The following is a 23,733-nucleotide window of genomic DNA, read 5'->3' as shown; positions in this document are numbered from 1 at the left end:
AGGGGCTGATTTTTTGCTCCCGCTCGCGGGAAGGGCCGCGGGCGGAGTCACACCACCTGGTGCAGCCACCGCACCGGCGCGCCCTCGCCCGCGTGGCGGAAGGACTCCAGCTCGTCGTCCCAGGGCTTGCCGAGCAGCTTGGCGATCTCGGCCTCCAGGTCGCTCTCGCCCCGCGCGGAGCGGGCCAGCGCGGCCCGCAGCCGGTCCTCGGGCACCAGGATGTCGCCGTGCATGCCGGTGACGGCGTGGAAGATGCCGAGGCCGGGCGTGGAGCTGTAGCGCTCGCCCTCCGACGTGGGGCTCGGCTCCGCCGTCACCTCGAAACGCAGCAGGTCCCAGCCCCGCAGCGCGGAGGCGAGCTTGGAGGCCGTGCCGGGGCGGGCCTGCCAGGAGAACTCGGCGCGCCAGGTGCCGGGCGCGGCGGGCTGTCTGATCCAGTCGAGCTGGACCCGCACACCGAGTACGCCTCCCATCGCCCATTCGACATGGGGGCAGAGCGCGCGCGGTGCGGAGTGAACGTACAGAACTCCACGTGTCGTCACCGGGACCTCCAGTGTGGGACGAAGTTCGCCTTTCCCAGCGGCCTCGCGCCCGTACCGTCTCTTCTCGGCCGGATCCCGAGGTTGTCATCAGTAAACAGCATCGGGGTGAAGCTCCTGAAAAGGGACAGTATGTGACGTGATGTGATTTTCGGAAAGCCACCCGAGTGGAGCCGGGCGGGGGAACGCGCCGCTGGTTCGACGAGGAAAAGCTACCGCGCGGCGGGGGGCCAGGTGTGACGTACGGTCGGTCCCGGGCCCATCATTCGCTCAGCTTTCACCCGCCAGGGCGTCCGGGCCTTCCGACCGGTGCCACCAGGGGTTGCCGGGGGCATAACCGAGGGGACCAAGGGATGCAGGATCGTTCCGCCCGCCGCCGTTCACGTACCGCGGCCGCCGTCCTGGCGGCGGTCTCGTTGCTCGGTACGGCCGTTCTGACCGGCTGCGACTCCGGCCGGGAGGGGACGACGAAGGGGGCTGCCGCGCAGCCGTCCGCCAGGCCGGGGCCGGTCTGGGACCGCGAACCGGGTTCGGTGGCCGCCGTCGGCGACTCCATCACCCGCGGCTTCGACGCCTGTTCGGTGCTGGCGGACTGCCCGGAGGTGTCCTGGGCGACCGGCACCGACAGCGAGGTGCGCAGCCTGGCCGTGCGGCTGCTCGGTGCGTCGGGGGCCTCGACGCGCAGCTGGAACCACGCGCAGACGGGGGCCAGGATCGCGCAGTTGCCGGAGCAGATGGCGGCGGCGGCGAAGGAGAAGCCGGATCTGGTGACGGTGATGATCGGCGCCAACGACGCCTGCCGGGACTCCGCCCGGTACATGACTCCGGTGGCCGATTTTCGTTCCTCCTTCGAGGCTTCGATGCGTCAGCTGCGGGCCGGGGCGCCCAAGGCGCAGGTGTACGTGTCGAGCGTGCCGGATCTCAAGCGGCTCTGGTCGACGGGGCGCGGGAACGCGCTGGGCAAGCAGATCTGGAAGCTGGGGATCTGCCGGTCGATGCTGGGCGACGCGGACGACATGGGCGCGCCCGCGACGGCCCGGCGCGCCTCGGTGCAGGACCGGGTCGTGGCGTACAACAAGGTGCTCCGGGAGGTCTGTGCGAAGGATCTGCGCTGCCGTTACGACGGCGGGGCGGTCTTCGACTTCCCGTTCACCGGCAAGCAGCTCAGCCAGTGGGACTGGTTCCATCCGGGGCGCGACGGGCAGGCCAGGCTGGCGGAGATCGCCTACCGCAATGTCACCGCGGCCCGGCCCCCCGCGTAGGCTCCGTGATCATGGTCACTGGTCCGGGCACGGCGATGCGTACGGAAGAGTTCGGCACCCTCGCGGACGGCACCCGGGTGCACCGCTGGACGCTGGAGCGGGACGGTACGCGGGTGCGCGTGCTGACGTACGGCGGCATCGTGCAGTCGGTCGAGGTGCCGGACCGGGACGGGGTGCGGGCCGGGGTCGCGCTCGGGCTGCCCGGTCTCGCCGGGTACCAGGAGTTCTCAGGACCGTACTTCGGCGCGCTGGTCGGGCGGTACGCGAACCGGATCGGCGGGGCCCGCTTCGAACTGGACGGGACCGTCCACCGGCTGACGGCCAACGAGGGCCGCAACCAGGTGCACGGCGGGGCCGGGGGCTTCGACAAGCGCGTGTGGCGGGCCGGGGAGGTGGCGGACGGTGTCGAGCTGTCGCTGGTCTCCGAGGACGGCGAGGAGGGCTTCCCGGGCCGTTTGGCGGTGTCGGCGGCGTACACCCTGGACGAGGGCGGGGCGTTGCGGATCACCTACCGGGCGACGACCGACGCCCCGACGGTGCTGAACCTGACGAACCACACGTACTGGAACCTGGCGGGCGCCGGCAGTGGCAGCGCGCTCGGGCAGACGCTGCGGATCGCGGCCGGGCGGATCACTCCGGCGGACGCCGAATCGCTGCCCACGGGCGAGTTCCTGCCGGTGGACGGCACCCGGTTCGACTTCCGGGAGCCGGGGCCCCTCGGCGCGGGCTACGACCACAACTTCGTGCTGGACGGGGCGGGCCAGGGTCCGGCGGCCGAGCTGTACGACGCCGCCTCGGGGCGGGTGCTGAGTGTGACCACGACGGAGCCGGGGCTCCAGCTGTACACGGCGGACCACTTCGACGGGCGGCCGTTCGGACCGTGCGCCGGGATCGCGCTGGAGACCCAGCACTTCCCCGACTCCCCGAACCGGCCCGCGTTCCCGAGCACGGTGCTGCGGCCGGGCGAGGAGTTCGTCTCGACGACCGTGTACGGATTCTCGGTGCGCTGACGGGGCGGCAGGGGGCCGGACGACAGCCGCCCGGCCCCCTGCCCGGCCCGCCTATTCCTTGATGTCCAGGACCGCCGTCCGGCGTACGTCACCGAGCGAACGGGCCGCCTGCACCTCGTACGTGCCGGGGACCAGGACCCAGTCGTACGCCTCCTCGTCCCAGATCTCGTAGGCGCGCCGCTCCAGCGCGACGACCGCCTCGGCGCTCTCGCCGGGCGCCGCCTCGACCCGTGCGAAGCCGGCCAGCCGGCGGGCCGGGCGGTCGGCGGTGCCGTCCCGGGGCGCGAGGTAGATCTGGACGGTCTCGGCGCCCGGCCGGGTGCCGGTGTTGCGGACTCGGACGGTGACGGAGTCCGGGCCGGCCTCCAGGCTCTCGTACTCCCAGGTGGTGTAGCCCAGTCCGTGACCGAAGGGGTAGGCGGGTGTGGTGCCGGCCTTCTCCCAGGCCCGGTAGCCGACGAAGACGCCCTCGTCGTAGTGGAGTTCGCCGCCGGTCGGGGTGGTGTTCAGCACCGGTACGTCGGCGAGCGCGGCCGGCCAGGTGGTGGGGAGGCGCCCGCCCGGTTCCGCGGCGCCGAGCAGCACGTCCGCGAGTGCGTGGCCGGCCTCCTGGCCGGGGAACCAGCCGAGCAGGACCGCGGCGACCTCGTCGCGCCACGGGAGCTCCACCGGGGAGCCGGAGTTGACGATCACGACGGTGTCCGGGTTGGCGGCGGCGACGGCACGGACCAGGTCGTCCTGGTGGCCCGGGAGCCTCAGATCGGTGCGGTCGAAGCCCTCGGACTCGACGCGTTCGGTGGTGCCGACGACCACGATCGCGGTGTCGGCGGCGCGGGCCGCCTCGACGGCCTCGGCGATCAGCTCCCGCGGGTCGCGGCGCGGGCCGAGGTGGCAGAGCGAGAACGAGACGCCGAGGACCGGCTGGTCGTCGCCCAGGGTCTCGGGGACCTGCCGGAGCGAGAGCTCGACGGGTTCGCCCGCGGTGAGGGTGATCCGGCCGCGCTCCAGCGGGTTGCCGAAGAAGGCCTCGCCCGGGTCGGCGGATCCGACGACCCGGTGGATCTCGTCGTACAGGGTCTCGCCCGCGACGGTGAGGGTGAGCGCGCCGGTGCCGCGGGTGCCGAAGACGTGCTCGCCGCTGTCGCGCGGGACGAAGGTGCCGGTGATCTCGACGCTGTGCAGGTTCGCACGGGTGACGCCCTCGGGGAGGTCGTCGCCGATCCACTGGACGGTGCCGCCCCGCAGCGGTGCGGTGCCGATGACGGTGCCGGCCTCGTCGTAGCAGACCGCCGTGAACTCGAAGCCCTTCTCGGCGGGGGTGAGTTCGGTGTTCGGGTCGGCGCCGACCCGGAAGTCGACGACGTCCCCGGGGAGGGCCGCGAGGAGGCCGTCGAGCGGGGTGACGATGTGGTGCGGGAAGACCTGGGCGGAGCCGCCGCCGAGGACCCGGGCGTCCCGGGCGAGCGCCCCGCTGACCGCGATCCGGCGGACGGCCGCCGGGTCGATCGGGAGGGCGGCGCGTTCGTTGCGCACCAGCACGAAGGAGCGGCGGGCGATCTCGCGGGCCAGCGCGTCACCGTCGATGTCGTCGGGGCGGGCGGCCTCGTCGACGACGGGCGGGGCGCCGTCCAGGATGCCGATACGGGCGGCCAGCCGCAGCACATTGCGTACCGCGCCGTCGACGACGGACTCCTCGACCTCACCCGCCCGCACGGCGTCGGCGAGCGCCTTGCCGTACACGGTCTTCGGGCCGGGCATCGCGACGTCGAGGCCGCCGTTGACGGCGGCGACGGTGGAGCGGGCGGCCAGCCAGTCGGAGACGATGTAGCCGTCGAAGCCCCATTCGCCGCGCAGCACCGCGTTCTGCAGATAGCGGTGCTCGGTCATGGTGGAGCCGTTGACCCGGTTGTAGGCCGACATGACGCCCCAGGGGTGGGCGTTCCTGACGATCCGTTCGAACGGGGCGAGGTAGATCTCGCGCAGGGCGCGCGGGGAGACGATGTTGTCGACGGTGAAGCGGTCGGTCTCGGCGTCGTTGGCCACGAAGTGCTTGACGGTCGTGCCGACCCCGCCGTCCTGCACCCCGAGGACGTAGCCGGTGCCGATCTCGCCGGTGAGGTACGGGTCCTCGCTGTACGTCTCGAAGTGGCGCCCGCCGAGCGGGGAGCGGTGGAGGTTCACGGTCGGGGCGAGCAGGACGTGCACCCCCTTGCGGTGGGCCTCCTGGGCGAGCAGCCGGCCGGCCCGGCGGGCCAGCGCCGGGTCCCAGGTCGCGGCCAGCGCGGTGGGCGAGGGCAGCGCGACGGACGGGTCGTCGGCGCTCCAGGCGACGCCCCGGACCCCGATCGGCCCGTCGGACATCACCAGGGAGCGCAGCCCGATCTCCGGGAGCGCGGGCAGCGACCACATGTCCTGGCCGGCCAGGAGCCGCGCCTTGTCGTCGAGTCCCAGCGCGGCGAGCGCCGCGTCGACCACGGCCTCGCGGACCGCATCGGGGTTGGTGGGTGTGGACGCGTCTGCCACGGCCGTTCCTCCTGGTCGGATTCTGGACTGAATGCCTCCATACTGACCCCACTACAGGTAGGCCAGTAGGTTTCGTTATCACTCCGTGATTTTCGGGATGGCGTACGGTCCCCTGTGCGGGACCGATGGAGCGCCGAAAGGGGCCGGGGCGATGGTGCGGGCCAGAAGTACGGAGCGCCGGGCGGAGATCGTCCGGGCCACGCTCGAAGTGATCGCCGAGCGCGGCTATCGCGGCGCCTCGCTGAGCGCCGTCGCCGAGCGGGTCGGCCTCAGCCAGCAGGGGCTGCTGCACTACTTCCCGACCAAGGAGGCGCTGCTCGTCGCCGTGCTGGAGGAGCGCGACCAGTGGGACACCGGGGGCGGCACCCGGAGCGACGGGGTCTGGCGGATCGAGCTGCTGGCCTCGCTGGTGGAGTACAACGCGATGCGGCCCGGCATCGTCCAGACGTTCTCGGCGCTGCTCGGCGAGAGCGTGACGGAGGGGCATCCGGCGCGGGAGTTCTTCACTCGCCGCTACACCCAGGTCCGGGCGAGCATGGCGGCGATACTGCGCGCGGAGTACGGCGAACGGCTGCCGGGCGGACTGACCCCGGAGCGTGCGGCGCCGCTGCTGGTGGCGGTGCTGGACGGGCTCCAGTACCAGTGGCTGCTGGACCCGGACTCGGTGGACATGCCCGCGGCGTTCGGGGACTTCCTGGCGCTGTTGCGGCCGACCGGACCGGGGGCTCCGGAGAACCCGTGACGACGGACCGGTCCGGGCTCCTCGGACCCCGCGCCGACGGACCGGACCGAGCCCCGCGGAACCCTCAACCACGAACCGTGCCAAGGACTTTGAAGAACCGTCAATCATGACATGACCTGCGACCAACCGGGGCGGAACATGATCGGTCGGCGCCCCCTGCGGGTGATTTCGGGCCGGTCTACGCGCGTCCGGGCACAGGGCACCCTCCGGGGCACCCCAGGGTTGCCGCATGACTTCCAACCCCACCGGATCCACCTCCGGCCGGCCCTCCCGCCGCACCCTGATCACCGGCGCCACCGCCGGTGCCGCGGCCCTGGCCGTCACCGCCGCCGGAACCGCACGCGCCGCGGCGCCCGCCGCCACCGGATCCGCCACCGCCTCCGGTGCCGCGCTCGCCCCCGCGGCCACCGGCTCCGACTGGGACGCCTGCCTGGCCGTCGCCCGCGCCATCCTCGTGGTCGACGAACAGGACCGGCCGCTGGTCCCCCGCTACCGCGACATCCTGCTGTCCAAGGGCCTGCCGCGCAGCAGCAGGGGCCCCAAGAAGGTGCTGATCGTCGGCGCCGGTCCGGCCGGGCTCACCGCCGCCCATCTGCTCCGCAGCGCCGGGCACACCGTCACCGTCATCGAGGCCAACGGCAACCGCGTCGGCGGCCGGATCAAGACCTTCCGCAAGGGCGGCCACGAGAACGCCAAGGCGCCGTTCGCGGACCCGAACCAGTACGCCGAGGCCGGCGCGATGCGGATCCCCGACAGCCATCCGCTGGTCACCGGCCTCATGGACAGCTTCGGTCTGAAGCGCCGCCCCTTCTACCTGGTGGACGTCGACGCCGAGGGCAAGCCCGTCAACCACACCTGGATCCACGTCAACGGCGTCCGGATGCGCAAGGCCGACTACGCGGCGAAGCCCCAGGCGGTCAACCGCTCGTTCGGGGTTCCCGCCGAGTTCGAGAACAAGACCGCCGCGTCGATCGTGCGGGATGCCTTCAAGCCCGTACGGCAGGAGTTCGAGGGCAAGGAGGGCCGGGAGCTCGTCGAGGGCTGGGCCCGGGTGATCCAGAAGTACGGGCACTGGTCGATGTTCCGCTTCCTGACCGAGGCGGCCAAGCTCGACGAGCGCACCATCGACCTCATCGGCACGGTCGAGAACCTCACCTCCCGTCTCCATCTCGCCTTCGTGCACAGCTTCATCGGGGCCTCCCTGATCAGCCCGGACACCGCGTTCTACGAACTGCCGGACGGCACGGCCACCCTGGCCGACGCGATGTACAAGCGGGTCAAGGACCTGGTCCGGCTGGACCGCCGGGCCACCAGGATCAGTTACGGACCCGACGGCGTCGAGGTCGAGACGGTCTCCGAGGGCCGCGACGGAAAGCCGCTGGTGCGGCAGAAGTTCACCGGCGACCGGGCGATCGTCACCGTGCCGTTCTCCGGGCTGCGCCACATCCCCGTCGCGCCCGCGCTCTCGTACGGCAAGCGGCGCGCGATCACCGAGATCCACTACGACACGGCGACCAAGGTGCTGCTCGAATTCAGCCGCCGCTGGTGGGAGTTCGAGGAGAAGGACTGGAAGATCGAGCTGGAGAAGGTCAGGCCGGGTCTCTACGACGAGTACCGGCTGGGCAAGGCACCGGCCGACGGTTCGCTGCTCGGCGCGCACCCCTCCGTACCGCCCGGCCACATCACCCCCAACCAGCGGGTGCACTACGCGGCTTCCCGGGCCACCGCCCGCAACCAGCCCGAGGCGGCGCACGTCATCGGCGGCGGATCGGTCACCGACAACGCCAACCGCTTCATCTACCAGCCCTCCCACCCGGTCGAGAACAGCAAGGGCGGTGTCCTCCTCGCCTCGTACAGCTGGGCCGACGACGCCCTGAAGTGGGACTCGCTGGACGACGACGAGCGCTACCCGCACACGCTCGGCGGGGTGCAGGACGTGTACGGGCAGCGCATCGAGGTGTTCTACACGGGGGCCGGGGCCACCCAGTCGTGGATGCGCGACCAGTACGCGTACGGCGAGGCCTCGGTACTGCTGCCGGGCCAGCACACCGAACTCCTCGCCGATGTGCGGTCGGCCGAGGGGCCGCTGCACTTCGCCGGCGACCACACCTCGGTCAAGCCGGCCTGGATCGAGGGGGCGCTGGAGTCGGCGGTCAGGTCGGCGCTTGAGGTGCACACCAGCTGACCCGGGCCCGGCGGGCGTCGCTCAGCGGGCCAGGCCCAGGGTGACGCCCAGTCCGACGAGCACGGATCCGATGCCCCGGTTGAGGGCCTTCTGCCACTTCAGCATCGAGGTGCGCAGCCGCGAGTTCGAGAAGAACAGCGCGACCAGGGCGAACCAGCCGAAGTGGGCGGCGGACATGAACAGCCCGTAACCGGCCTGCTGCCACAGGGCGGTGTCGGGCCCGACGACCTGGGTGAAGGTCGACACGACGAAGAGCGTGGTCTTGGGGTTCAGCGCGTTGGTGAGGAAGCCGGTGCGCAGGGCCCCGAGCCGCGTCAGCTGCGGCTTGGACTCCAGGTCGACGTCGAGGTCGCCGCGGGCGAAGAAGGTCCGCAGGCCGATGTAGACGAGATAGCCCGCGCCGACCAGTTTGATCGCGGTGAACAGGGCGGTCGACGAGGCGATCAGCAGCCCGACGCCGAGCATCGTGTACGTGACGTGGACGAGGACGCCGGCGGCGACCCCGGCGGCGGCCATGAGCCCCGTCGTACGGCCGTAGAGGTAGCTGTTGCGGATGACCATCGCGAAGTCCGCGCCCGGGCTGATGACGGCGAGAACGGTGATGACGGCGACAGCGATGAGCTCGGTCATGGGCGGATGTTCTCCTCAGCCCTTGTCGAGGGTGTACGGGGTCGGGGCGTCGTCCTCGTCGTCGTCCTCGGCGGGCGCGACCAGGTCGCGCGCCAGCAGGGTCGCTCCGGCGACGGCCCCCGGCATCAGGAACACGGCGACGAACGGGATCAGGAAGGCGAGCCCCAGCGGTACACCGAAGCCGAGGGTCAGCAGCCGCCGGCCGCGCAGCAGCGCGAGCCGGTCGCGCAGCACCATGCCGCGGCGCTGGAGCGCGACGGCGGTGAGCTCCTCGGCGAGGAAGTAGCCGGTGACGCAGAAGCCGAGCACGGGGACGACGGTCTGGCCGAGGACCGGGACGAATCCGAGGGCGAAGAGCAGCACCGAGTAGAGCCCCACCCGCACCAGGATGCGGACGCTGTCGCGGGCGGAGATCCACAGCTCCCGCCAGAGCGGCAGCCCGGACTCGGGGACGTCGCCGCCCTCGGTGCGGTCGACCTGCTCGGAGAGCGACTCGTAGAAGGGCTGTCCGACCAGCAGGGTCACGGCGGTGAACGTGATCACGGCGAGGAAGAGGCCGAGACCGAAGACCAGCACGGTCAGGGTGTTGCGCAGCAGCCCGAGCCAGGGCGAGGACCAGTCGTCGGCGAACGGCGTCGCCCAGTCCACGAGGTCGTCCGCGCCGTGGCCGAGACCGACCAGGGCACCCGCGTACAGCACGAGTGTGATGAGCCCGGGCAGCAGCCCGAAACCGAACCAGCGCCCGTGCCGGACGGCCCAGCGCTGTCCCTTTATCAAGTAGCCGAAGCCCGCACCCAGATCACGCATGGCGTCAGCGTACTGGTGACGAAGGGGGCCCCTGACCTGGGAGTTGGGACGGGGCGCGGCCCGCCGGACGGTTTGTCCCCAATGGTCGGCGGCCGTTGCCGCGAGTGGCGACGGCGAAGGGCCGCACCCCGTTCGGGAGTGCGGCCCTTCGTCTGTCGCGGGCGGCCGGTCAGGCGACCGACAGCTCGACCTTGATGTTTCCACGGGTGGCGTTCGAGTACGGGCACACCTGGTGGGCCTTCTCGACGAGCGACTGCGCGGTGGCGGTGTCGACGTTCGGGATGGTGGCGCTGATCGCCACCTCCAGGCCGAAGCCGCCCTCGGCCGTCTTGCCGATGGAGACCTCGGCGGTCACCGTGGAGCCGGTGATGTCCGCCTTCTCCTGGCGGGCGACGACGCCCAGCGCGCCCTGGAAGCAGGCGCTGTAGCCGGCCGCGAAGAGCTGCTCCGGGTTGGTGCCCGCGCCGCTTCCGCCCATGGCCTTCGGCGGGTTGACGATGACGTCGAGGTTGCCGTCGTCGGACGAGACGCGGCCGTCACGACCGTTCTCGGCGGTGGCGACGGCGGTGTAGGCAACGGTTATGTCCTGAATGGTCATGCTGAGGATTCCTCCTGCTGTGCGCCGCGACTCGCGCCCACGATCGCGGCGGCCTGTGGGTGAGCCTAACCGGTCCGCCGGAGCGGCTGTCAGGCGAGGGAGACGATCATCTTTCCGGTGTTCTCGCCGCGCAGCAGGCCGAGGAAGGCCTCGAAGCCGTTCTCGATGCCCTCGACGAAGGTCTCGTTGTACTTCAGCTCGCCCGAGGCCAGCCAGCCGGCGACCTCCTGGACGAACTGCGGCTGGAGGTCGGCGTGGTCGCCGACGAGCATGCCCTGGATGCGCAGCCGCTTGCCGATGACGAGGGCGAGGTTGCGCGGGCCGGGGGTCGGCTCGGTCGCGTTGTACTGGGCGATCATTCCGCAGACGGTGACGCGGCCGTGCAGGTTGAGCGAGGAGATCGCCGCTTCGAGGTGCTCGCCGCCGACGTTGTCGAAGTAGACGTCGATGCCGTCGGGGGCGGCCTCGCGCAGCTGATCGGCGACCGGGCCGTTCTTGTAGTTGAAGGCGGCGTCGAAGCCGTACTCCTCGACGAGGAGCTTGACCTTCTCGTCGGAGCCGGCCGAGCCGATGACCCGCGAGGCGCCCTTGATCCTGGCCATCTGGCCGACCTGGCTGCCGACCGCGCCGGCCGCGCCGGAGACGAAGACGGCGTCGCCCGGCTTGAAGGAGGCGACGTCGAAGAGGCCCGCGTAGGCGGTGAGCCCGGTCATGCCGAGCACACCGAGGTAGGCGGAGAGCGGGGCGAGCGAGGGGTCGACCTTCACGGCGTGCTTGGCCGGGACGTCGGCGTACTCGCGCCAGCCGAGACCGTGCAGGACGTGGTCGCCGACCGCGAGGCCGTCGGCGTTCGAGGCGATGACCTCGCCGACCGCTCCGCCGTCCATGGGGTGGTCGAGCTTGAAGGGCGGGGTGTACGACTTCACGTCGTTCATCCGGCCCCGCATGTAGGGGTCGACCGAGAAGTGCAGGTTGCGGACGAGGACCCGGCCCTCGCCGGGCGCGGCGACCGGGACCTCACGCAGCGCGAAATCCTCGGCCTTCGGCCAGCCGTGGGGGCGGGCGACGAGGTGCCATTCACGGCCGGACGTGGGAAGTGCTGCTGACATGGGTTCGGGTTCTCCTTGAAGTCCTGCGCGGTGGGGGAAGCTCCGGCCGGGGCGGTCGGGGCCGTACCGGGGAAGCGAAATACTTCAGGTTGTGAAACAACCATGCTCCTGAATATTTCATGTTGTCAAGCAACCGGCTATCCTGGGTGTCATGGCCACCACCCGTACAGACCCTCTGACCCTCGAAGTCGTCGAGCTCATCGGCACCGTCGTGGCGCGCTACTACGAGGAGTACGACGAGGCGGCGGCGGCCCACTCGCTCACCGGTGCGCAGGCGCGGGTGCTCGGGCTGCTCTCTCTGGAGCCGATGCCCATGCGCAGGATCGCCCAGAAGCTGAAGTGCGAGCCGTCGAACGTCACCGGCATCGTCGACCGGCTGGAGACCCGCGGCCTGGTGGAGCGCAGGCCGGACCCGGCCGACCGGCGGGTGAAGCTGGCCGCCCCCACGGAGCTGGGCGCCCGGACGGCGCAGCAGCTGCGCGATTCGCTCACCTTCGCCCGGGAGCCGCTGGCCGAGCTGTCGGACGGGGACCGGACGGTGCTGCGGGACCTGCTGCGCCGGATGCTCGGCGAGCCGGGGCCGTCCGGCGGCCGGGGCCCCGGTGTGGAACCGTCGAAGCCGTGACCGCACCCTTCGGCCCCCGTGAGTTCCAGCTCGTCCTGCTGCGCCGGATGGCCGACCACCAGCCCGGCCTGGTCGAGGACGCCCGGCACGAGCTGGGAGCCACGCTCGCCGAGATGCGGGAGGCCAACCGCCACTGGCAGGCCATGGTGCGGGCGCCCGGCGGGCGGGGCGCGCTGCGCCGCTACCGTTCGGTGCTCGGCGAGCCCGTGTCGTCCGTCCGCCGCACCGTCGGCGACCTGGAGTGCGACGCGCTGCGGTGGCCGACGGTGCTGTGGCCGGACCTGTGGTTCGAGGTGATGGTCGCGCCGGGCGGCGCGGTGTGGAACGAGTGGCTGGTCCGGGCGCCGGGGGCGCCCGGCCCCGAGCTGCTTACGGTCGAGGATCTGCGCCCCTGGTCGGGCACGGTCGACGAGGTCGCGCGGGCCTTCGCGCCGGCCCGCCCGATGGAGGGTGGTGCGCCGGCCCGGTGGGCGCTCGCGATCACCGCGCCGGGCACGGGCGAGCCGTACGTCGCCGAGTTCGCCTGGGGGCTCCTCCAGCGGCTGCTGCCGGGCTGATTCCCGCGTTCCGCACTCTTCTGTCGGCCCGTCAGCCGGTCCCTCCGACGGCTCAGCCCAGCGCGCGCCAGGACTCCGAACGGCGCACGCTTGCGGGACAGAACCGGCTGCCGCCGGTGCCATCGTCCGCGCTCTCGGGAGACCTGCCGTGACCGTCAGTCTTGAGCAGTTGCGCCGCTGCCATGTCGCCGTCGACCTCGGGGCCGCCCGGACCCGGGTGTACGTCAAGGGCCTCGGGCTCGTCGTCGACGAGCCGAGCGTCGCCGCGGTGAACACCCGTACCGGGTCGCTCATCGCCGTCGGCGCGCTCGCCGAACAGATGACGGGCCGCACCCCCGACTACATCCGGGTGGCCCGCCCGGTCACCGGCGGGACCGTCGTCGACATCGAGATGGCCCAGCGCATGCTCCGCCATCTGCTCGGCGAGAAGCTCCGCCGGCAGCTGCGCCGCAAGCCGCGGCTGCGGGCCGCCGCCTGCACCCCGCACGACAGCGATCCGCTCGCCCAGCGGGCCGCCGTGGAGACGATGGTCGGAATCGGTGCCCGGCGGGTCGAGCTGGTCGACACCCTGATCGCAGCGGCCGTCGGCTGCGGACTGCCGGTCGAGCAGCCGACCGCCACCATGATCATGGTGTGCGGGGCGGCGACCACCCAGATCGCGGTGCTCTCGCTCGGTTCGATCGTCAGCGCCGTGCGCATCCCGGTCGGCGGCGACGCCATCGACCACGCGGTGATCCAGCATCTGCGCCAGCACCATGCGCTGATGCTGCCGAGCCAGTCCGTGCGCCCGTTGCAGCTGGCGCTCAGCGGCGGCGGCCTCACCTCGAAGGGGCCCGTCACGACCGAGATCCACGGCCGTGACGTGGCGACCGGTCTGGCCCGCTCGGTGCATGTGGACACCGCCGCCGTGCGGGAGGCCATCCACGCCCCGCTCACCGCGGTGCTGGACGGGCTCGGCAAGATCCTGCGCGACTGCCCGCCCGATCTGGTCGCCGACCTCGTGGACTGCGGGATCATGATGGTCGGCGGCAGCGCGCTGCTGCCCGGACTCGACCAGATGCTGCGGGACGCGACGGGCGTGCCGGTGCACATCGCGGAGCGGCCGGACGTCTGCGCGGTGCTGGGGCTCGGCGCCATGCTGGACGGGAAGATCGAGCCGATGGTCCTCGACCCGCTGGCCTGCTGAGCACCGCGGGCATGCGGCGCATGACGGACGAGGCGGCGGACGCGGGACCGTGCGGAGCGGCTCCGGCGGCGGCCCCGGCCACCGCCCCGGAGAAACCGGCACTGTCGATGCTTCTGGAAGCGGTGCTGAGCATCGGTTCCGATCTCGAACTGCGGACCATGCTCCAGCAGATCGTGGACACCGCGACGGCCCTGACCGGGGCCCGGTACGGCGCGCTCGGCGTGCTCGACCCGGAGCGCGGCACCATCGGCGAGCTGTACACCTCGGGGCTCGACGGGACCGAGTGGCAGCGGACCGGCCGGTTCCCGGACGGGTGCTCGGGGATGTCCGGCGCCCTCGCCGACGAGCCGGAGCCGTCGCGCCGCGACGGCCTGGCCGCCGGCCCGCGCACCGGCGGGGTGCCGCCCGGCCATCCGCCGGCGCGCTCCTTCCTCGGGACGCCGATCCGGGTGCACGGCCAGGTCTTCGGCAACCTGTGCCTCACGGAGAAGCACACCGGCGGGTTCACCGACTCGGACACGGCGGTGCTCGGCGCACTGGCCTCGCGTGCCGGGATCGCGATCGCCAACGCCCGGCTGTACGCGGCGGCCCGGCAGCGGGAGCGCTGGATCGAGGGGGCGGCGGCCGTCACCACCGCGCTGCTGACCGGCGGGAGCGCGGCCGACGCGCTGATGACCGTCGCCGAACGGGCCAGGACGCTCGCCGACGCCTGCGCGGGGGTCATCCTCCAGCCGAACGAGGAGGGCGGGATGGAGATCGTCACCGCGTCCACGCTCGACGACCCGGCCGGGATCGTCGGTACGGCCATCGCGCCCGGCTCCGAGGTGCTGGTCCAGCTACTGGGCGGGGAACCGGTGTTCATCGAGGACTCGGCTACCGATCCGCGGATGACGACGCATGTCCGCTCGCGCTTCGGCCCCAGCATGATGCTGCCGCTGCAGAGCGGCGGACGGCTGATCGGCACCCTCGCCCTGCCCCGGCGGCGCGGCGACCGCCCGTACACGGCCGTGGACCGGCTGCTGGCCACCCAGTTCGCCTCGCAGGCCGCGCTGGCGCTGGTGCTGGCGGACGCCCGGCACGACCGGGAGCGGCTCGCGGTGTACGAGGACCGGGACCGGATCGCCCGCGATCTGCACGATCTCGTGGTCCAGCGGCTGTTCGCGACCGAGATGATGCTGGAGTCGACCCGCCGCAGGGCCGCCGCCCCGGACACCGACGAGCTGCTCGGCAGGGCCGTGGACGAGCTGGACTCCACCATTCAGGAGGTGCGGACGGCGATCTTCGCCCTCCAGCAGCCGCCCGCCGAGGCCCCCACGACCTTCCGCGGCCGGGTGCTGCGGGAGACCGCGGGCGCCGCCGCCGTGCTCGGCTTCCAGCCGTCGGTGCACTTCACCGGGGCGGTCGACGCGCTGGTCCGGGAGCCCGTGGACCGGCAGCTGCTCGCCGCGCTGCGCGGGGCGCTCGCTTCCGCGCACCGGCGGGCCGGGGTGTCGGCGATCGAGGTGTCGGTGGACGCGACGGCCGGGCTGCCGGACGGGCGGGCCGCGGTCCGGCTGACGGTCGCCGACGACGGGCGCGAGGAGGACGGCTCGCGCTCGCCGACCGTCACCTGGCAGGCGCCGCTCTGAGCGCGACCCGGGTGTTGGAGTGGGCGACCCCGGCCTCCCGCTTCAGCCTGCGCAGCAGCCCGTCCAGGGCGGCGGTGTCGGCGACGGTGGCCCGTACGAGATAGTCGTGCCCGCCGGTCACATGGACCACCTCGGTGATGCCGGGCAGCGCGAGCACCGCCCGCTCGAACACCTCGTTGGTCGTGTCGATGCGCAGCGTCACATCGATGAAGACCACGAGGCCGGTACGGGTGTCGGCGGCCGGATCGATGATCACGGTGAAGCCCCGGATGACACCGTCGCGGCGCAGTCTGCGCACCCGGTCGGCCGCCGCGTTGGCGCTGAGCCCGACCCGTACGCCCAGATCGCGGTACGAGATCCGGGCATCCTCCTGGAGGATGCCAAGGATTTCTCTGTCCAGCCGGTCCATACTGCGATTGTCGCAGCTTTGTCCGGTTCGTGACTGTGCAAGTCGCATCCGGCCGTACCCCGCCCCCGTATCCGGTCCCCCGGCAGCGGGTGACCCTCATGGCGCATTCCGGCAGGCCCACGGCCTCCGCCCGCCCTTGACTGAAAGGGTGGATACAGCCGTCAAGAAGTCCCCCGCCCCGGTCGACGCGCCGTCCTCGGCCGCCTACCGAAACCTTCTGATGGCCACGATCGGCTTCGGGCTCACCTTCTGGGCCTGGAATCTGATCGCGCCGCTGTCCGGGGACTACAAGGAACGGCTGGGGCTGACCTCGTTCGAGCAGTCGCTGCTGGTGGCGGTGCCGGTGCTGGTGGGTTCGCTGGGCCGGATCCCGGCGGGCGCGCTGACCGACAAGTACGGCGCACGGCTGATGTTCCCGCTGGTCTCGGCACTCACCATCGTGCCCGTACTGCTGCTGATCCCGGCGCGGGACTCCTACGGCGCGATGCTCGCCGTGGGCTTTCTGCTGGGCCTGGGCGGCACCACCTTCGCGATCGGCATCCCCCTGGTCAACTCGTGGTTCCCGCCCGCCAAGCGGGGCCTCGCGCTCGGGATCTTCGGCATGGGCATGGGCGGTGTCGCGCTGTCCGGGTACTTCACCCCGAGGATCGCCGGGCACGGCGACAACCTGCCGTACCTGGTGGTCGCGGCGGCGCTCGTGGTGTACGCGGCACTGGCCACGGTGCTGGTCAGCGACCGGCCGGGCCGCCCGGTGCCGACCGACTCGCTCGCCCACCGGCTGGCCGACGCCGGACGGCTGCGGGTCACCTGGGAGCTGTCCGCGCTGTACGCGATCGGGTTCGGCGGAATCGTCGCGTTCGGCGTCTACCTCCCCACGTATCTGAAGACCTGGTACGACCTGTCGCCCACCGACGCCGGCACGAAGGCCGCCGGGTTCGCCCTGGTCACGGTCGTCTTCCGGCCGATCGGCGGCTGGCTCTCGGACCGCGTCCACCCGGCCGTGGTCACGGCCGCGGCACTCGGCCTGGCCGCCCTGATGGCGATCGTCCAGGCCTTCGACCCGCCACTGGCCCCGGGCGGCACGGTCGCGCTGCTCTGCATGGCGGCGGGCCTGGGCACCGCGAGCGGCAGCGTCTTCGCCCTGGTCTCGCAGGTGACCCCGCAGGCGAAGGTGGGCAGCGTGACCGGGATCGTCGGCGCGATGGGCGGCCTGGGCGGCTTCGTGCCACCGCTGGTGATGGGCGCGATCTACAGCGCGAAGGGCTCGTACTCGATCGGCTTCATGCTGCTGTCCGATCTGGCACTCGCCGGGTGCGTGTACGCGTACGGCCGCATGCGCGGACTCAAGCGCGACTGAGATCGACCGGCAATCGGGGGGCGGCGTCGCGGGGCTGGGCACGCGCATCTGCGGCGTTGTCGTCAATCACCATGGCTCCGCCATGCCTCAATCCTCCGCCCTGCAACTGCACGCACCCAGCCCCGTTCCTTCTCCCACCCCCGATTGCCGGTCGATCAAAGTCCGCGCTTCCGCCTCAGCCCATAGGGTGCGGTGGGTGACCCCTCTTCTCTCTGTGCCGGATGACGGTTCGACCCGGGAAGCCACCCGGTTCGGCGAACACACCATGACCTACGACCGGTTGGCCACCGCCTCCGCCGCGCTCGCCGGGCGTCTCGCCGGGGCCGGGCGGGTCGCGGTCTGGGCCACCCCCACCCCCGAGACGGTGGTCGCCGTGGTGGCCGCGCTGCGCGTCGGGGTGCCGGCGGTTCCGCTCAACCCGAAGACGGGGACGCGCGAACTCGCCCACATCGTGGCCGACAGCGAACCGACCGCGGTGCTGGCCGGGGCGGGCGACACGCTCCCGCCGGTGCTGGACGCACTGGACCGCATCGACGTCGACACGGCCGGGGAGGGCGCCCGCGCCACGCTCCCCGAGCCCTCCCCCGAATCCCCCGCGCTGATCGTCTACACCTCCGGGACCACCGGCCCGCCCAAGGGCGCGATCCTGCCCCGGCGGGCGATCGCCGCCTCGCTCGACGCGCTGGAGGACGCCTGGCAGTGGACCGGTGACGACGTGCTCGTCCACGCCCTGCCGCTGTTCCATGTGCACGGCCTGATCCTGGGCGTGCTCGGGCCGCTGCGCCGGGGCGGCTCGGTGCGGCACCTGGGCAGGTTCTCCACCGACGGGGTGGCCCGGGAGCTGTCGTCCGGCGGCACCATGCTCTTCGGCGTGCCGACGATGTACCACCGCCTCGCCGAGGCCCTCGACGGACCCGGGGCGGACGGGCTGGCGAAGGCGCTGGCCGGCGCCCGGCTGCTGGTGTCCGGGTCGGCCGCGCTGCCGGTGCACGACCACGAGCGGATCGCGGCCGCCACCGGCCGCCGGCTCATCGAGCGGTACGGCATGACGGAGACCCTGATGAACACGGGCGTCCGGGCCGACGGCGAACCCCGCCCCGGCACGGTCGGCGCACCCCTGCGCGGCGTGGAGCTCCGCCTGGTCGAGGAGGACGGCACCGTCCTGCCCGGGGACGGCACCGGACCCGACACCATCGGCGAGATCCAGGTACGCGGCCCGAACCTCTTCACCGGCTATCTCAACCGCCCCGACGCCACCGCCGCCGCGCTCACCGAGGACGGCTGGTTCCGCACCGGGGACATGGCCACCCGGGACGCCGACGGCTACGTGCGGATCGTCGGGCGCAAGGCCACCGACCTGATCAAGAGCGGCGGTTACAAGATCGGCGCCGGGGAGATCGAGAACGCGCTGCTGGACCACCCCGGCGTCCGCGAGGCCGCCGTCACCGGTGAACCGGACCCGGACCTGGGCGAGCGGATCGTCGCCTGGGTGGTGCCGGCCGACCCGGCGGCGCCGCCGTCCGAGCAGGAGCTCGCGGACCATGTGGCCGCCCAGCTGTCCCCGCACAAGCGCCCGCGCACGGTCCGCTACCTGGACGCGCTGCCCCGCAACGACCTCGGCAAGATCATGAAGCGGTCGCTCCATGGCTGACCGGATGGGCGCGAGAACGGCGATCGCGGCACTGACCACCGGCTTCGAGGAGCTGCGGGAGACCGCCGCGCCCGGTCCGGACGGCGCCGGGGACGGGCCCCTGTCCTGGGCCGGGTACGCGGAATCCCGGGCCCGGGCCGCCGCCCGGACCGGCGAGGACGAGTCCGTCGTGTACGGCCTCGCCTCGGTCGGCGGGCGGAGCTGTGTGCTGGTCTCCTTCGAGTTCGGCTTCCTGGGCGGATCGCTGGGGCAGCGCACCGGGGACCGGCTGGAGGCCGCGTACGAGGCCGCCCGGGTCCGGGCGCTGCCGCTGGTCTCGCTCATCGCGACGGGCGGCAGCCGGATGCAGGAGGGCATGGTCGCCCTGACCCAGCTCCAGCGGGTGGCCCGTGCCTCGGCCCGGCTGCGGGCGGCGGGCCCCGCCCAGCTCGCGGTCCTGCGCGATCCGACGACGGGCGGCGGCTGGGCCACGCTGGGGGCGGGCGCCGATGTGATCCTGGCGCTGCCGGGCGCCCAGGTCGGGTTCGCCGGTTCCCGGGTGCGGCCGCCGGACGCGGACCCGCACGCGTACACCGCCGAGGGCCAGCTGGCCGCGGGCCAGATCGACGCCGTCGTCCCGCCGGACGAGCTCCCCGGGACGGTGGCCCACTGGCTGCGGGCGCTGCGGGGCACGGACTCCCCGGCGTCCCCCGCCCCCGTGCCCCACGCCCTGTCCGCCACCGGCCTCCCGGTGACCGGCTGGGACGCGGTGCGGCAGGCCCGCTCGCCCGCCAGGCCGCGCGCCGAGGCGTACCTGGACGCGTATTTCGACCACCGCCTCCCGCTCACCGGCGACCGCTGCGGGGGTACGGACCCGGGGCTGCTCTGCGGCTTCGGGTGGCGCGACGGCCGCCCGATCGCGTACGTGGCCCAGTGCGGCACCGCGACCCGTCCGGCCGGCTACCGCACTGCGGCGCGGGTGATCCGGCTGGCCGACCGGCTCGGCGTCCCCGTGCTCACCCTGATCGACACCCCCGGCGCGGCCAACGACGCGGCGGCGGAGCGGGCGGGCGCGGGCGCCGCCATCGCCGACGCCTTCGCGGCGATAGCCGGGACCCGGGTCCCCGTCACCACCCTGGTGATCGGCGAGGGCGGCTCGGGCGGCGCGCTGGCACTGGCGGCGCCGGGGAACACCCATGTCACCCGGGACAGTTACTTCTCGGTCATCGCCCCGGAGCTGGCGGCGGCGATCCTGAAGCGCACCCCGGGCGAGGTGCACGCCACGGCCGGCCAGCTGCGGCTGCGCCCCCAGGACCTGGTGGAACTGGGCTTCGCCCGCTCGGTGGTGGGGCCGCCCGGGGAGTGAGACGCGGGCGGGGTCGCCGGGGTCGGTGACGCGCGGGCGGGTCCGTCACGGCCGATGAGGCACGTGCGGGCGGGGGCGGGGCCGGTCAGGGCTGCGGATCCTTTGCGTCGTACCGGGCGAACCCCCGCCACCGCAGCCCCAGCAGGGCCACCGCGACGACACAGGCGATCCCGCCCCCGGTCACCGCCAGGCCGGGCGAGACCAGGTCGGCGACCGAGCCCGCCACGAAGTCGCCGAGCCTCGGCCCGCCCGCCACGACGACGATGAACACGCCCTGGAGCCGTCCGCGCATCTCGTCCGGCACGGCCGCCTGGAGCATGGTGTTGCGGAAGACCATCGAGGTGGTGTCCGCGCACCCGGCGAGCGCCAGGAAGATCAGCCCGAGCCAGAGCTGCCGGGTCAGGCCGAAGACCGCGATGGCGGTGCCCCAGCAGGCGACGGCGATCAGCACGGCGAGTCCGTGGCGCCGGACGCGTCCCAGCCAACCGGAGAACACCCCGCCGAGCAGCGCCCCGAACGCCGGGGCGGCGACCAGCAGTCCGGTGGTCTTCGCGTCACCGCCGTACCAGAGGACGGCGACGACGGGGAAGAGCGCCCGGGGGTGGGCCAGCAGCATGGCGCACAGATCGGTGAAGAAGGTCATCCGGAGATTGGGCCTGGTCCCCAGGAAGCGCAGCCCGTCCGCGACGGACGCCCGCTTGTCCCCCGCGCCCTCCTCCCGCTCCGGCAGCATGGCGGGCAGCCGCCACATCGCGTAGAGCGAGGCGGTGAAGGTGACGGCGTCGACGGTGTACGCGGCCCGGTAGCCCCACCAGCCGACGACGAGCCCGCCGAGCATCGGCCCGACCAGCGTTCCGGTGGTGCTGGTCATGGAGGTGAGGGCGTTGGCGGCGGGCAGCTGTTCAGCCGGCAGCAGCCGGGCGATCATCGAGCTGCGGGCCGGTGAGTTGACCGCGAAGCAGGCCGCCTGGAGGCCGACGATCGCGTACAGCAGCCCCACCTGCTCCACGCCCGCGACGGTTGTGACGACCAGGGTGACGGAGAGGGCGAACGACCCGGCGGAACTGGCCAGGCCCAGCTTGCGACGGTCGATGGTGTCGGCGACGGCACCGCCGTACAGCCCGAAGACGACCAGTGGCAGGAACGAGCAGAATCCGATGAGCCCGACCGAGAAGGCGGATCCGGTGATGTCGTAGACCTGGAGCGACACGGCGAGCGCCGTCATCCCCTGCCCGACCCAGGAGACCGTGTTCCCGAACCAGAGCCGCCGGTAGTCGGGAGAGGTCCGCAGCGGCGTCAGATCGGCGAGTATTCGGGGGCGCGGAGCGGGTCCTTCGGTCGTTTCGGTCACAGCGGATGGTAACCACCGGGTGTTCCCCGGCGGGCCGGTCCCCATCGGGAACCGGCCGCCTCGGCAGCGCCGTTCGGGCCCGGTGCCGCCGGCCGGCTACCTCCAGTGGATCCCTGACGGCCGGGCGGACTTGTACGCGGACTCGTACGCGGTCCCGTTGTGCGGCCGGGAGCGGCGCTCGAAGAGCGTGGCGTACAGGCCGCTCCGGCCGAGGAGTTGGGTGTGCGTGCCGGACTCCACCAGCCGCCCCTCGTCCAGTACGAGGATGCGGTCGGCGTCCGCGGCCAGGGCCAGGTCGTGGGTGATCACGATGGTGGTGCGGCCGCGGGCCAGCCGTCGCAGGGGTTCCAGGATGCGTTCCGCGGCCAGCCGGTCCAGTCCGGTGGTGGGCTCGTCCAGGAGGAGCACGGGTGCGTCGCGCAGCATGGCGCGGGCGATGGCGATGCGCTGCAACTGGCCGCCGGAGAGCCGGGAGGTTCCGGTGGATATGACGGTGCCGTATCCCTCCGGCAGGGCCTCGATGAACGCGTGGGCGTCGGCCGCCCGCGCGGCCCGCTCGACATCGTCGTGGCTCGCGTCGGGGCGTCCGCAGCCGATGTTCTCCTCGATGGTGTCGTGCAGCACCAGCGTGTCCTGCGGCAGCAGCGTGATGTTGCGGCGGAGGTAGGGCAGCGGCATGCGGTCCACGGAGACGCCGTCCAGCAGGACGGTGCCGGTCTCCGGGTCGTAGAACCTGAGCAGCAGCGCCGCCAGCGTCGACTTGCCCGCACCGCTGGGGCCGGTGATGACCAGCAGTTCCCCGGGACTTGCGGTGAACGAGAGGTCCCGGAGCACCATCTCGCTGCTGCCGGGGTAGTGGAAGAACACCTGGCGCGCCTCCACCTCACCGAGCGCCCGGCCGCGCTCCGGCACCGGTACCGAGTCGCCCGGGTCGGTGACGGAGGGCTCGGCGTCGAGGATCTCCAGCAGTCGTTCGGCGCCCGCGGTCGCGGCGGTGGCCGTCAGACCGAGCTGGCCCAGCGAACGGATCGGCGGGTAGAGGTAGCCGATGAAGGCGGCGAAGGCCAGCAGTTGTCCGAGGGTCATCCGGCCGGCCGAGATCTCCCACGCCCCCAGGCCGATGATCGTGAGGACGCACAACGTTTCGAGGACTTCGATGAATTGCTCGTAGAACTCGGTGAGGCGGACGGCCTTCACCGCGGTCCTCAACCGGAGCCTCGCCTTGCTGCTGAGCCGGTCCTCCTCGTCCTTCTGCCTGTTGTACGCCTGGGTCATGACGACGTTGACCAGGGTCTCCTCGACCACGGCGGTGATGGCGCCGTCCGCCGCCCGGCCGCGCCGGGACACCGCACGCAGGGGCTTGGCGAACCCGCGGGTGACGACCAGCAGGACCGGGACCATGACGAAGGTGGCCAGCGCCAGGTCCCAGCGCAGCAACAGGGCCGCGCCGGCGTAGAAGATGGTGCCGAACAGCGCCGACGCCGCCCCGACGATGCCGGAGACCACGAGCGCCTCGATGGCCTCCACGTCACCGGTCAGCCGCTCCACCAGGTCGCCGCGGCGATTGCGCTGGAAGAAGTGCGGCGGGAGCGTCTGGAGATGGCCGAAGACGCGGGCCCGCAGCCGCAGCACGAAGCGCTCGGCGGTCCAGACCGCGAGCGAACTGCCCAGGTACCCCACCACGGCACCGGCCACCGCCACGGCGAGCCACTGGCCTGCGGGCTTCCAGAAGGCGCTGACGTCGCCGCTCTGCAGGGCGGTGTCGGTGAGTTTGGCGAACAGCAGGACGGTGACGGTCTCGGCGAGGGCGGCCAGGACGGCGCACAGGAAGATGACGACGAGCCAGCGCCGATCTCCTCTGGTCAAGGGCCAGAAGCGCCGGAAGGACGCCATGATGCTGACGGGGTCGGTGCGGATCGGGACGTCCGCCACCGGGTCCTCGGGCGGCTCTTCGTCACGGGCGGAACGCTGGAACGGGCTGTGAAAGCGCATGGGCATCACATCACAGACGTGCGCGGACCATGGACCGTGGCCATGGGAATGGGCCCAAACAACGAGGCGGACCCGCGCGGTGCGCGAGCCTGCCTCGAATTGATGTCAGAGAGCGGGGGTGAAGGGAGTCAGCAACCCCAGCGACGTCCACGACCGCCATAGCCGTAGTCGTCGAAGTAGCCACCGTATCCACGTCCGCGTCCGCCGTAACCACGGTCGCCGTATCC

Annotated in this window: 20 protein-coding genes; 11 read left to right on the top strand and 9 right to left on the bottom strand. The window is 72.5% G+C overall.

Features of this window, described 5'->3' with window-relative positions:
• Nucleotides 1-47: 47 nt before the first annotated feature.
• Nucleotides 48-542 carry a DUF3145 domain-containing protein gene (locus EES42_RS10385; protein WP_124717843.1) on the bottom strand — a complete coding sequence of 165 codons (495 nt, stop codon included), beginning with the start codon at nucleotides 540-542 and terminating at the stop codon, nucleotides 48-50.
• Between the two features lie 350 nt (nucleotides 543-892).
• On the opposite strand from EES42_RS10385, the gene EES42_RS10380 reads away from it, so the two are divergent.
• The gene (locus EES42_RS10380; protein WP_124717842.1) at nucleotides 893-1,801 is read left to right on the top strand and encodes an SGNH/GDSL hydrolase family protein; all 909 of its coding nucleotides are present in this window, start codon (nucleotides 893-895) and stop codon (nucleotides 1,799-1,801) included.
• Nucleotides 1,802-1,812: 11 nt separating this feature from the next.
• Entirely contained in the window at nucleotides 1,813-2,811 is a 999-nt protein-coding gene (locus EES42_RS10375) for an aldose epimerase family protein (RefSeq protein WP_124717841.1), read from the top strand.
• 51 nt (nucleotides 2,812-2,862) lie between these two features.
• On the opposite strand, the gene EES42_RS10370 is transcribed toward EES42_RS10375, so the two are convergent.
• Nucleotides 2,863-5,334, bottom strand: coding sequence for a beta-glucosidase (locus tag EES42_RS10370; RefSeq protein ID WP_124717840.1), 2,472 nt, complete (start codon nucleotides 5,332-5,334; stop codon nucleotides 2,863-2,865).
• Nucleotides 5,335-5,485: 151 nt separating this feature from the next.
• On the opposite strand from EES42_RS10370, the gene EES42_RS10365 reads away from it, so the two are divergent.
• Together EES42_RS10365 and EES42_RS10360 are read left to right on the top strand one after the other, a co-directional pair.
• Nucleotides 5,486-6,076: a TetR/AcrR family transcriptional regulator gene (locus EES42_RS10365; protein WP_124717839.1), complete on the top strand. Its 591-nt coding sequence runs from the start codon at nucleotides 5,486-5,488 to the stop codon at nucleotides 6,074-6,076.
• Between the two features lie 229 nt (nucleotides 6,077-6,305).
• Nucleotides 6,306-8,261: a flavin monoamine oxidase family protein gene (locus EES42_RS10360; RefSeq protein WP_124717838.1), complete on the top strand. Its 1,956-nt coding sequence runs from the start codon at nucleotides 6,306-6,308 to the stop codon at nucleotides 8,259-8,261.
• 21 nt (nucleotides 8,262-8,282) lie between these two features.
• On the opposite strand, the gene EES42_RS10355 is transcribed toward EES42_RS10360, so the two are convergent.
• The 4 genes from EES42_RS10355 to EES42_RS10340 form a co-directional block, all read right to left on the bottom strand.
• Complete coding sequence (locus EES42_RS10355) at nucleotides 8,283-8,891, bottom strand: LysE family translocator (RefSeq protein ID WP_124717837.1); 609 nt, start codon at nucleotides 8,889-8,891, stop codon at nucleotides 8,283-8,285.
• A gap of 15 nt (nucleotides 8,892-8,906) precedes the next feature.
• A complete protein-coding gene (locus EES42_RS10350; RefSeq protein ID WP_124717836.1) occupies nucleotides 8,907-9,698 on the bottom strand; it encodes an EI24 domain-containing protein in 792 nt (263 codons plus the stop codon).
• Between the two features lie 169 nt (nucleotides 9,699-9,867).
• Nucleotides 9,868-10,296 carry an organic hydroperoxide resistance protein gene (locus EES42_RS10345; RefSeq protein ID WP_124717835.1) on the bottom strand — a complete coding sequence of 143 codons (429 nt, stop codon included), beginning with the start codon at nucleotides 10,294-10,296 and terminating at the stop codon, nucleotides 9,868-9,870.
• Between the two features lie 89 nt (nucleotides 10,297-10,385).
• Nucleotides 10,386-11,405, bottom strand: coding sequence for an NADP-dependent oxidoreductase (locus EES42_RS10340; protein ID WP_124717834.1), 1,020 nt, complete (start codon nucleotides 11,403-11,405; stop codon nucleotides 10,386-10,388).
• 151 nt (nucleotides 11,406-11,556) lie between these two features.
• Here EES42_RS10340 and EES42_RS10335 point away from each other — a divergent pair, with 151 nt between their 5' ends.
• From EES42_RS10335 to EES42_RS10320, 4 genes are all read left to right on the top strand, one after another.
• Nucleotides 11,557-12,030: a MarR family winged helix-turn-helix transcriptional regulator gene (locus EES42_RS10335; RefSeq protein WP_124717833.1), complete on the top strand. Its 474-nt coding sequence runs from the start codon at nucleotides 11,557-11,559 to the stop codon at nucleotides 12,028-12,030.
• Nucleotides 12,031-12,077: 47 nt separating this feature from the next.
• On the top strand, nucleotides 12,078-12,587 hold the full coding sequence (locus tag EES42_RS10330) for a hypothetical protein (protein ID WP_124718487.1): 510 nt from the start codon (nucleotides 12,078-12,080) through the stop codon (nucleotides 12,585-12,587).
• Nucleotides 12,588-12,735: 148 nt separating this feature from the next.
• Nucleotides 12,736-13,773, top strand: a complete 1,038-nt coding sequence (locus EES42_RS10325) for a rod shape-determining protein (RefSeq protein ID WP_124717832.1) — start codon at nucleotides 12,736-12,738, stop codon at nucleotides 13,771-13,773.
• A gap of 107 nt (nucleotides 13,774-13,880) precedes the next feature.
• A complete protein-coding gene (locus tag EES42_RS10320) occupies nucleotides 13,881-15,401 on the top strand; it encodes a sensor histidine kinase (protein ID WP_124718486.1) in 1,521 nt (506 codons plus the stop codon).
• Here the strand turns inward: EES42_RS10320 and EES42_RS10315 are convergent.
• Nucleotides 15,379-15,810 (bottom strand): Lrp/AsnC family transcriptional regulator, encoded by a 432-nt coding sequence (locus tag EES42_RS10315; protein ID WP_124717831.1) that lies wholly within the window; start codon nucleotides 15,808-15,810, stop codon nucleotides 15,379-15,381. The genes EES42_RS10320 and EES42_RS10315 overlap by 23 nt on opposite strands.
• A gap of 148 nt (nucleotides 15,811-15,958) precedes the next feature.
• Here EES42_RS10315 and EES42_RS10310 point away from each other — a divergent pair, with 148 nt between their 5' ends.
• The 3 genes from EES42_RS10310 (at nucleotide 15,959) to EES42_RS10295 (ending at nucleotide 20,163) form a co-directional block, all read left to right on the top strand.
• Nucleotides 15,959-17,167 carry a nitrate/nitrite transporter gene (locus EES42_RS10310; protein ID WP_206433429.1) on the top strand — a complete coding sequence of 403 codons (1,209 nt, stop codon included), beginning with the start codon at nucleotides 15,959-15,961 and terminating at the stop codon, nucleotides 17,165-17,167.
• Between the two features lie 196 nt (nucleotides 17,168-17,363).
• Nucleotides 17,364-18,818 (top strand): acyl-CoA synthetase, encoded by a 1,455-nt coding sequence (locus EES42_RS10300; protein WP_277426109.1) that lies wholly within the window; start codon nucleotides 17,364-17,366, stop codon nucleotides 18,816-18,818.
• Complete coding sequence (locus tag EES42_RS10295; RefSeq protein ID WP_124717829.1) at nucleotides 18,811-20,163, top strand: carboxyl transferase domain-containing protein; 1,353 nt, start codon at nucleotides 18,811-18,813, stop codon at nucleotides 20,161-20,163. The genes EES42_RS10300 and EES42_RS10295 overlap by 8 nt, the downstream gene beginning before the upstream one ends.
• 85 nt (nucleotides 20,164-20,248) lie before the next feature.
• On the opposite strand, the gene EES42_RS10290 is transcribed toward EES42_RS10295, so the two are convergent.
• Together EES42_RS10290 and EES42_RS10285 are read right to left on the bottom strand one after the other, a co-directional pair.
• Nucleotides 20,249-21,514, bottom strand: a complete 1,266-nt coding sequence (locus EES42_RS10290; protein ID WP_241196343.1) for an MFS transporter — start codon at nucleotides 21,512-21,514, stop codon at nucleotides 20,249-20,251.
• Between the two features lie 96 nt (nucleotides 21,515-21,610).
• Entirely contained in the window at nucleotides 21,611-23,407 is a 1,797-nt protein-coding gene (locus EES42_RS10285; RefSeq protein ID WP_124718484.1) for an ABC transporter ATP-binding protein, read from the bottom strand.
• Nucleotides 23,408-23,733: the final 326 nt, after the last annotated feature.

Source organism: Streptomyces sp. ADI95-17 (assembly GCF_003846175.1).
Taxonomy (GTDB): domain Bacteria; phylum Actinomycetota; class Actinomycetes; order Streptomycetales; family Streptomycetaceae; genus Streptomyces; species Streptomyces sanglieri.
The sequence above is the reverse complement of the archived record's forward strand: the minus strand, read 5'-3'. Positions and strand labels throughout refer to the sequence as shown.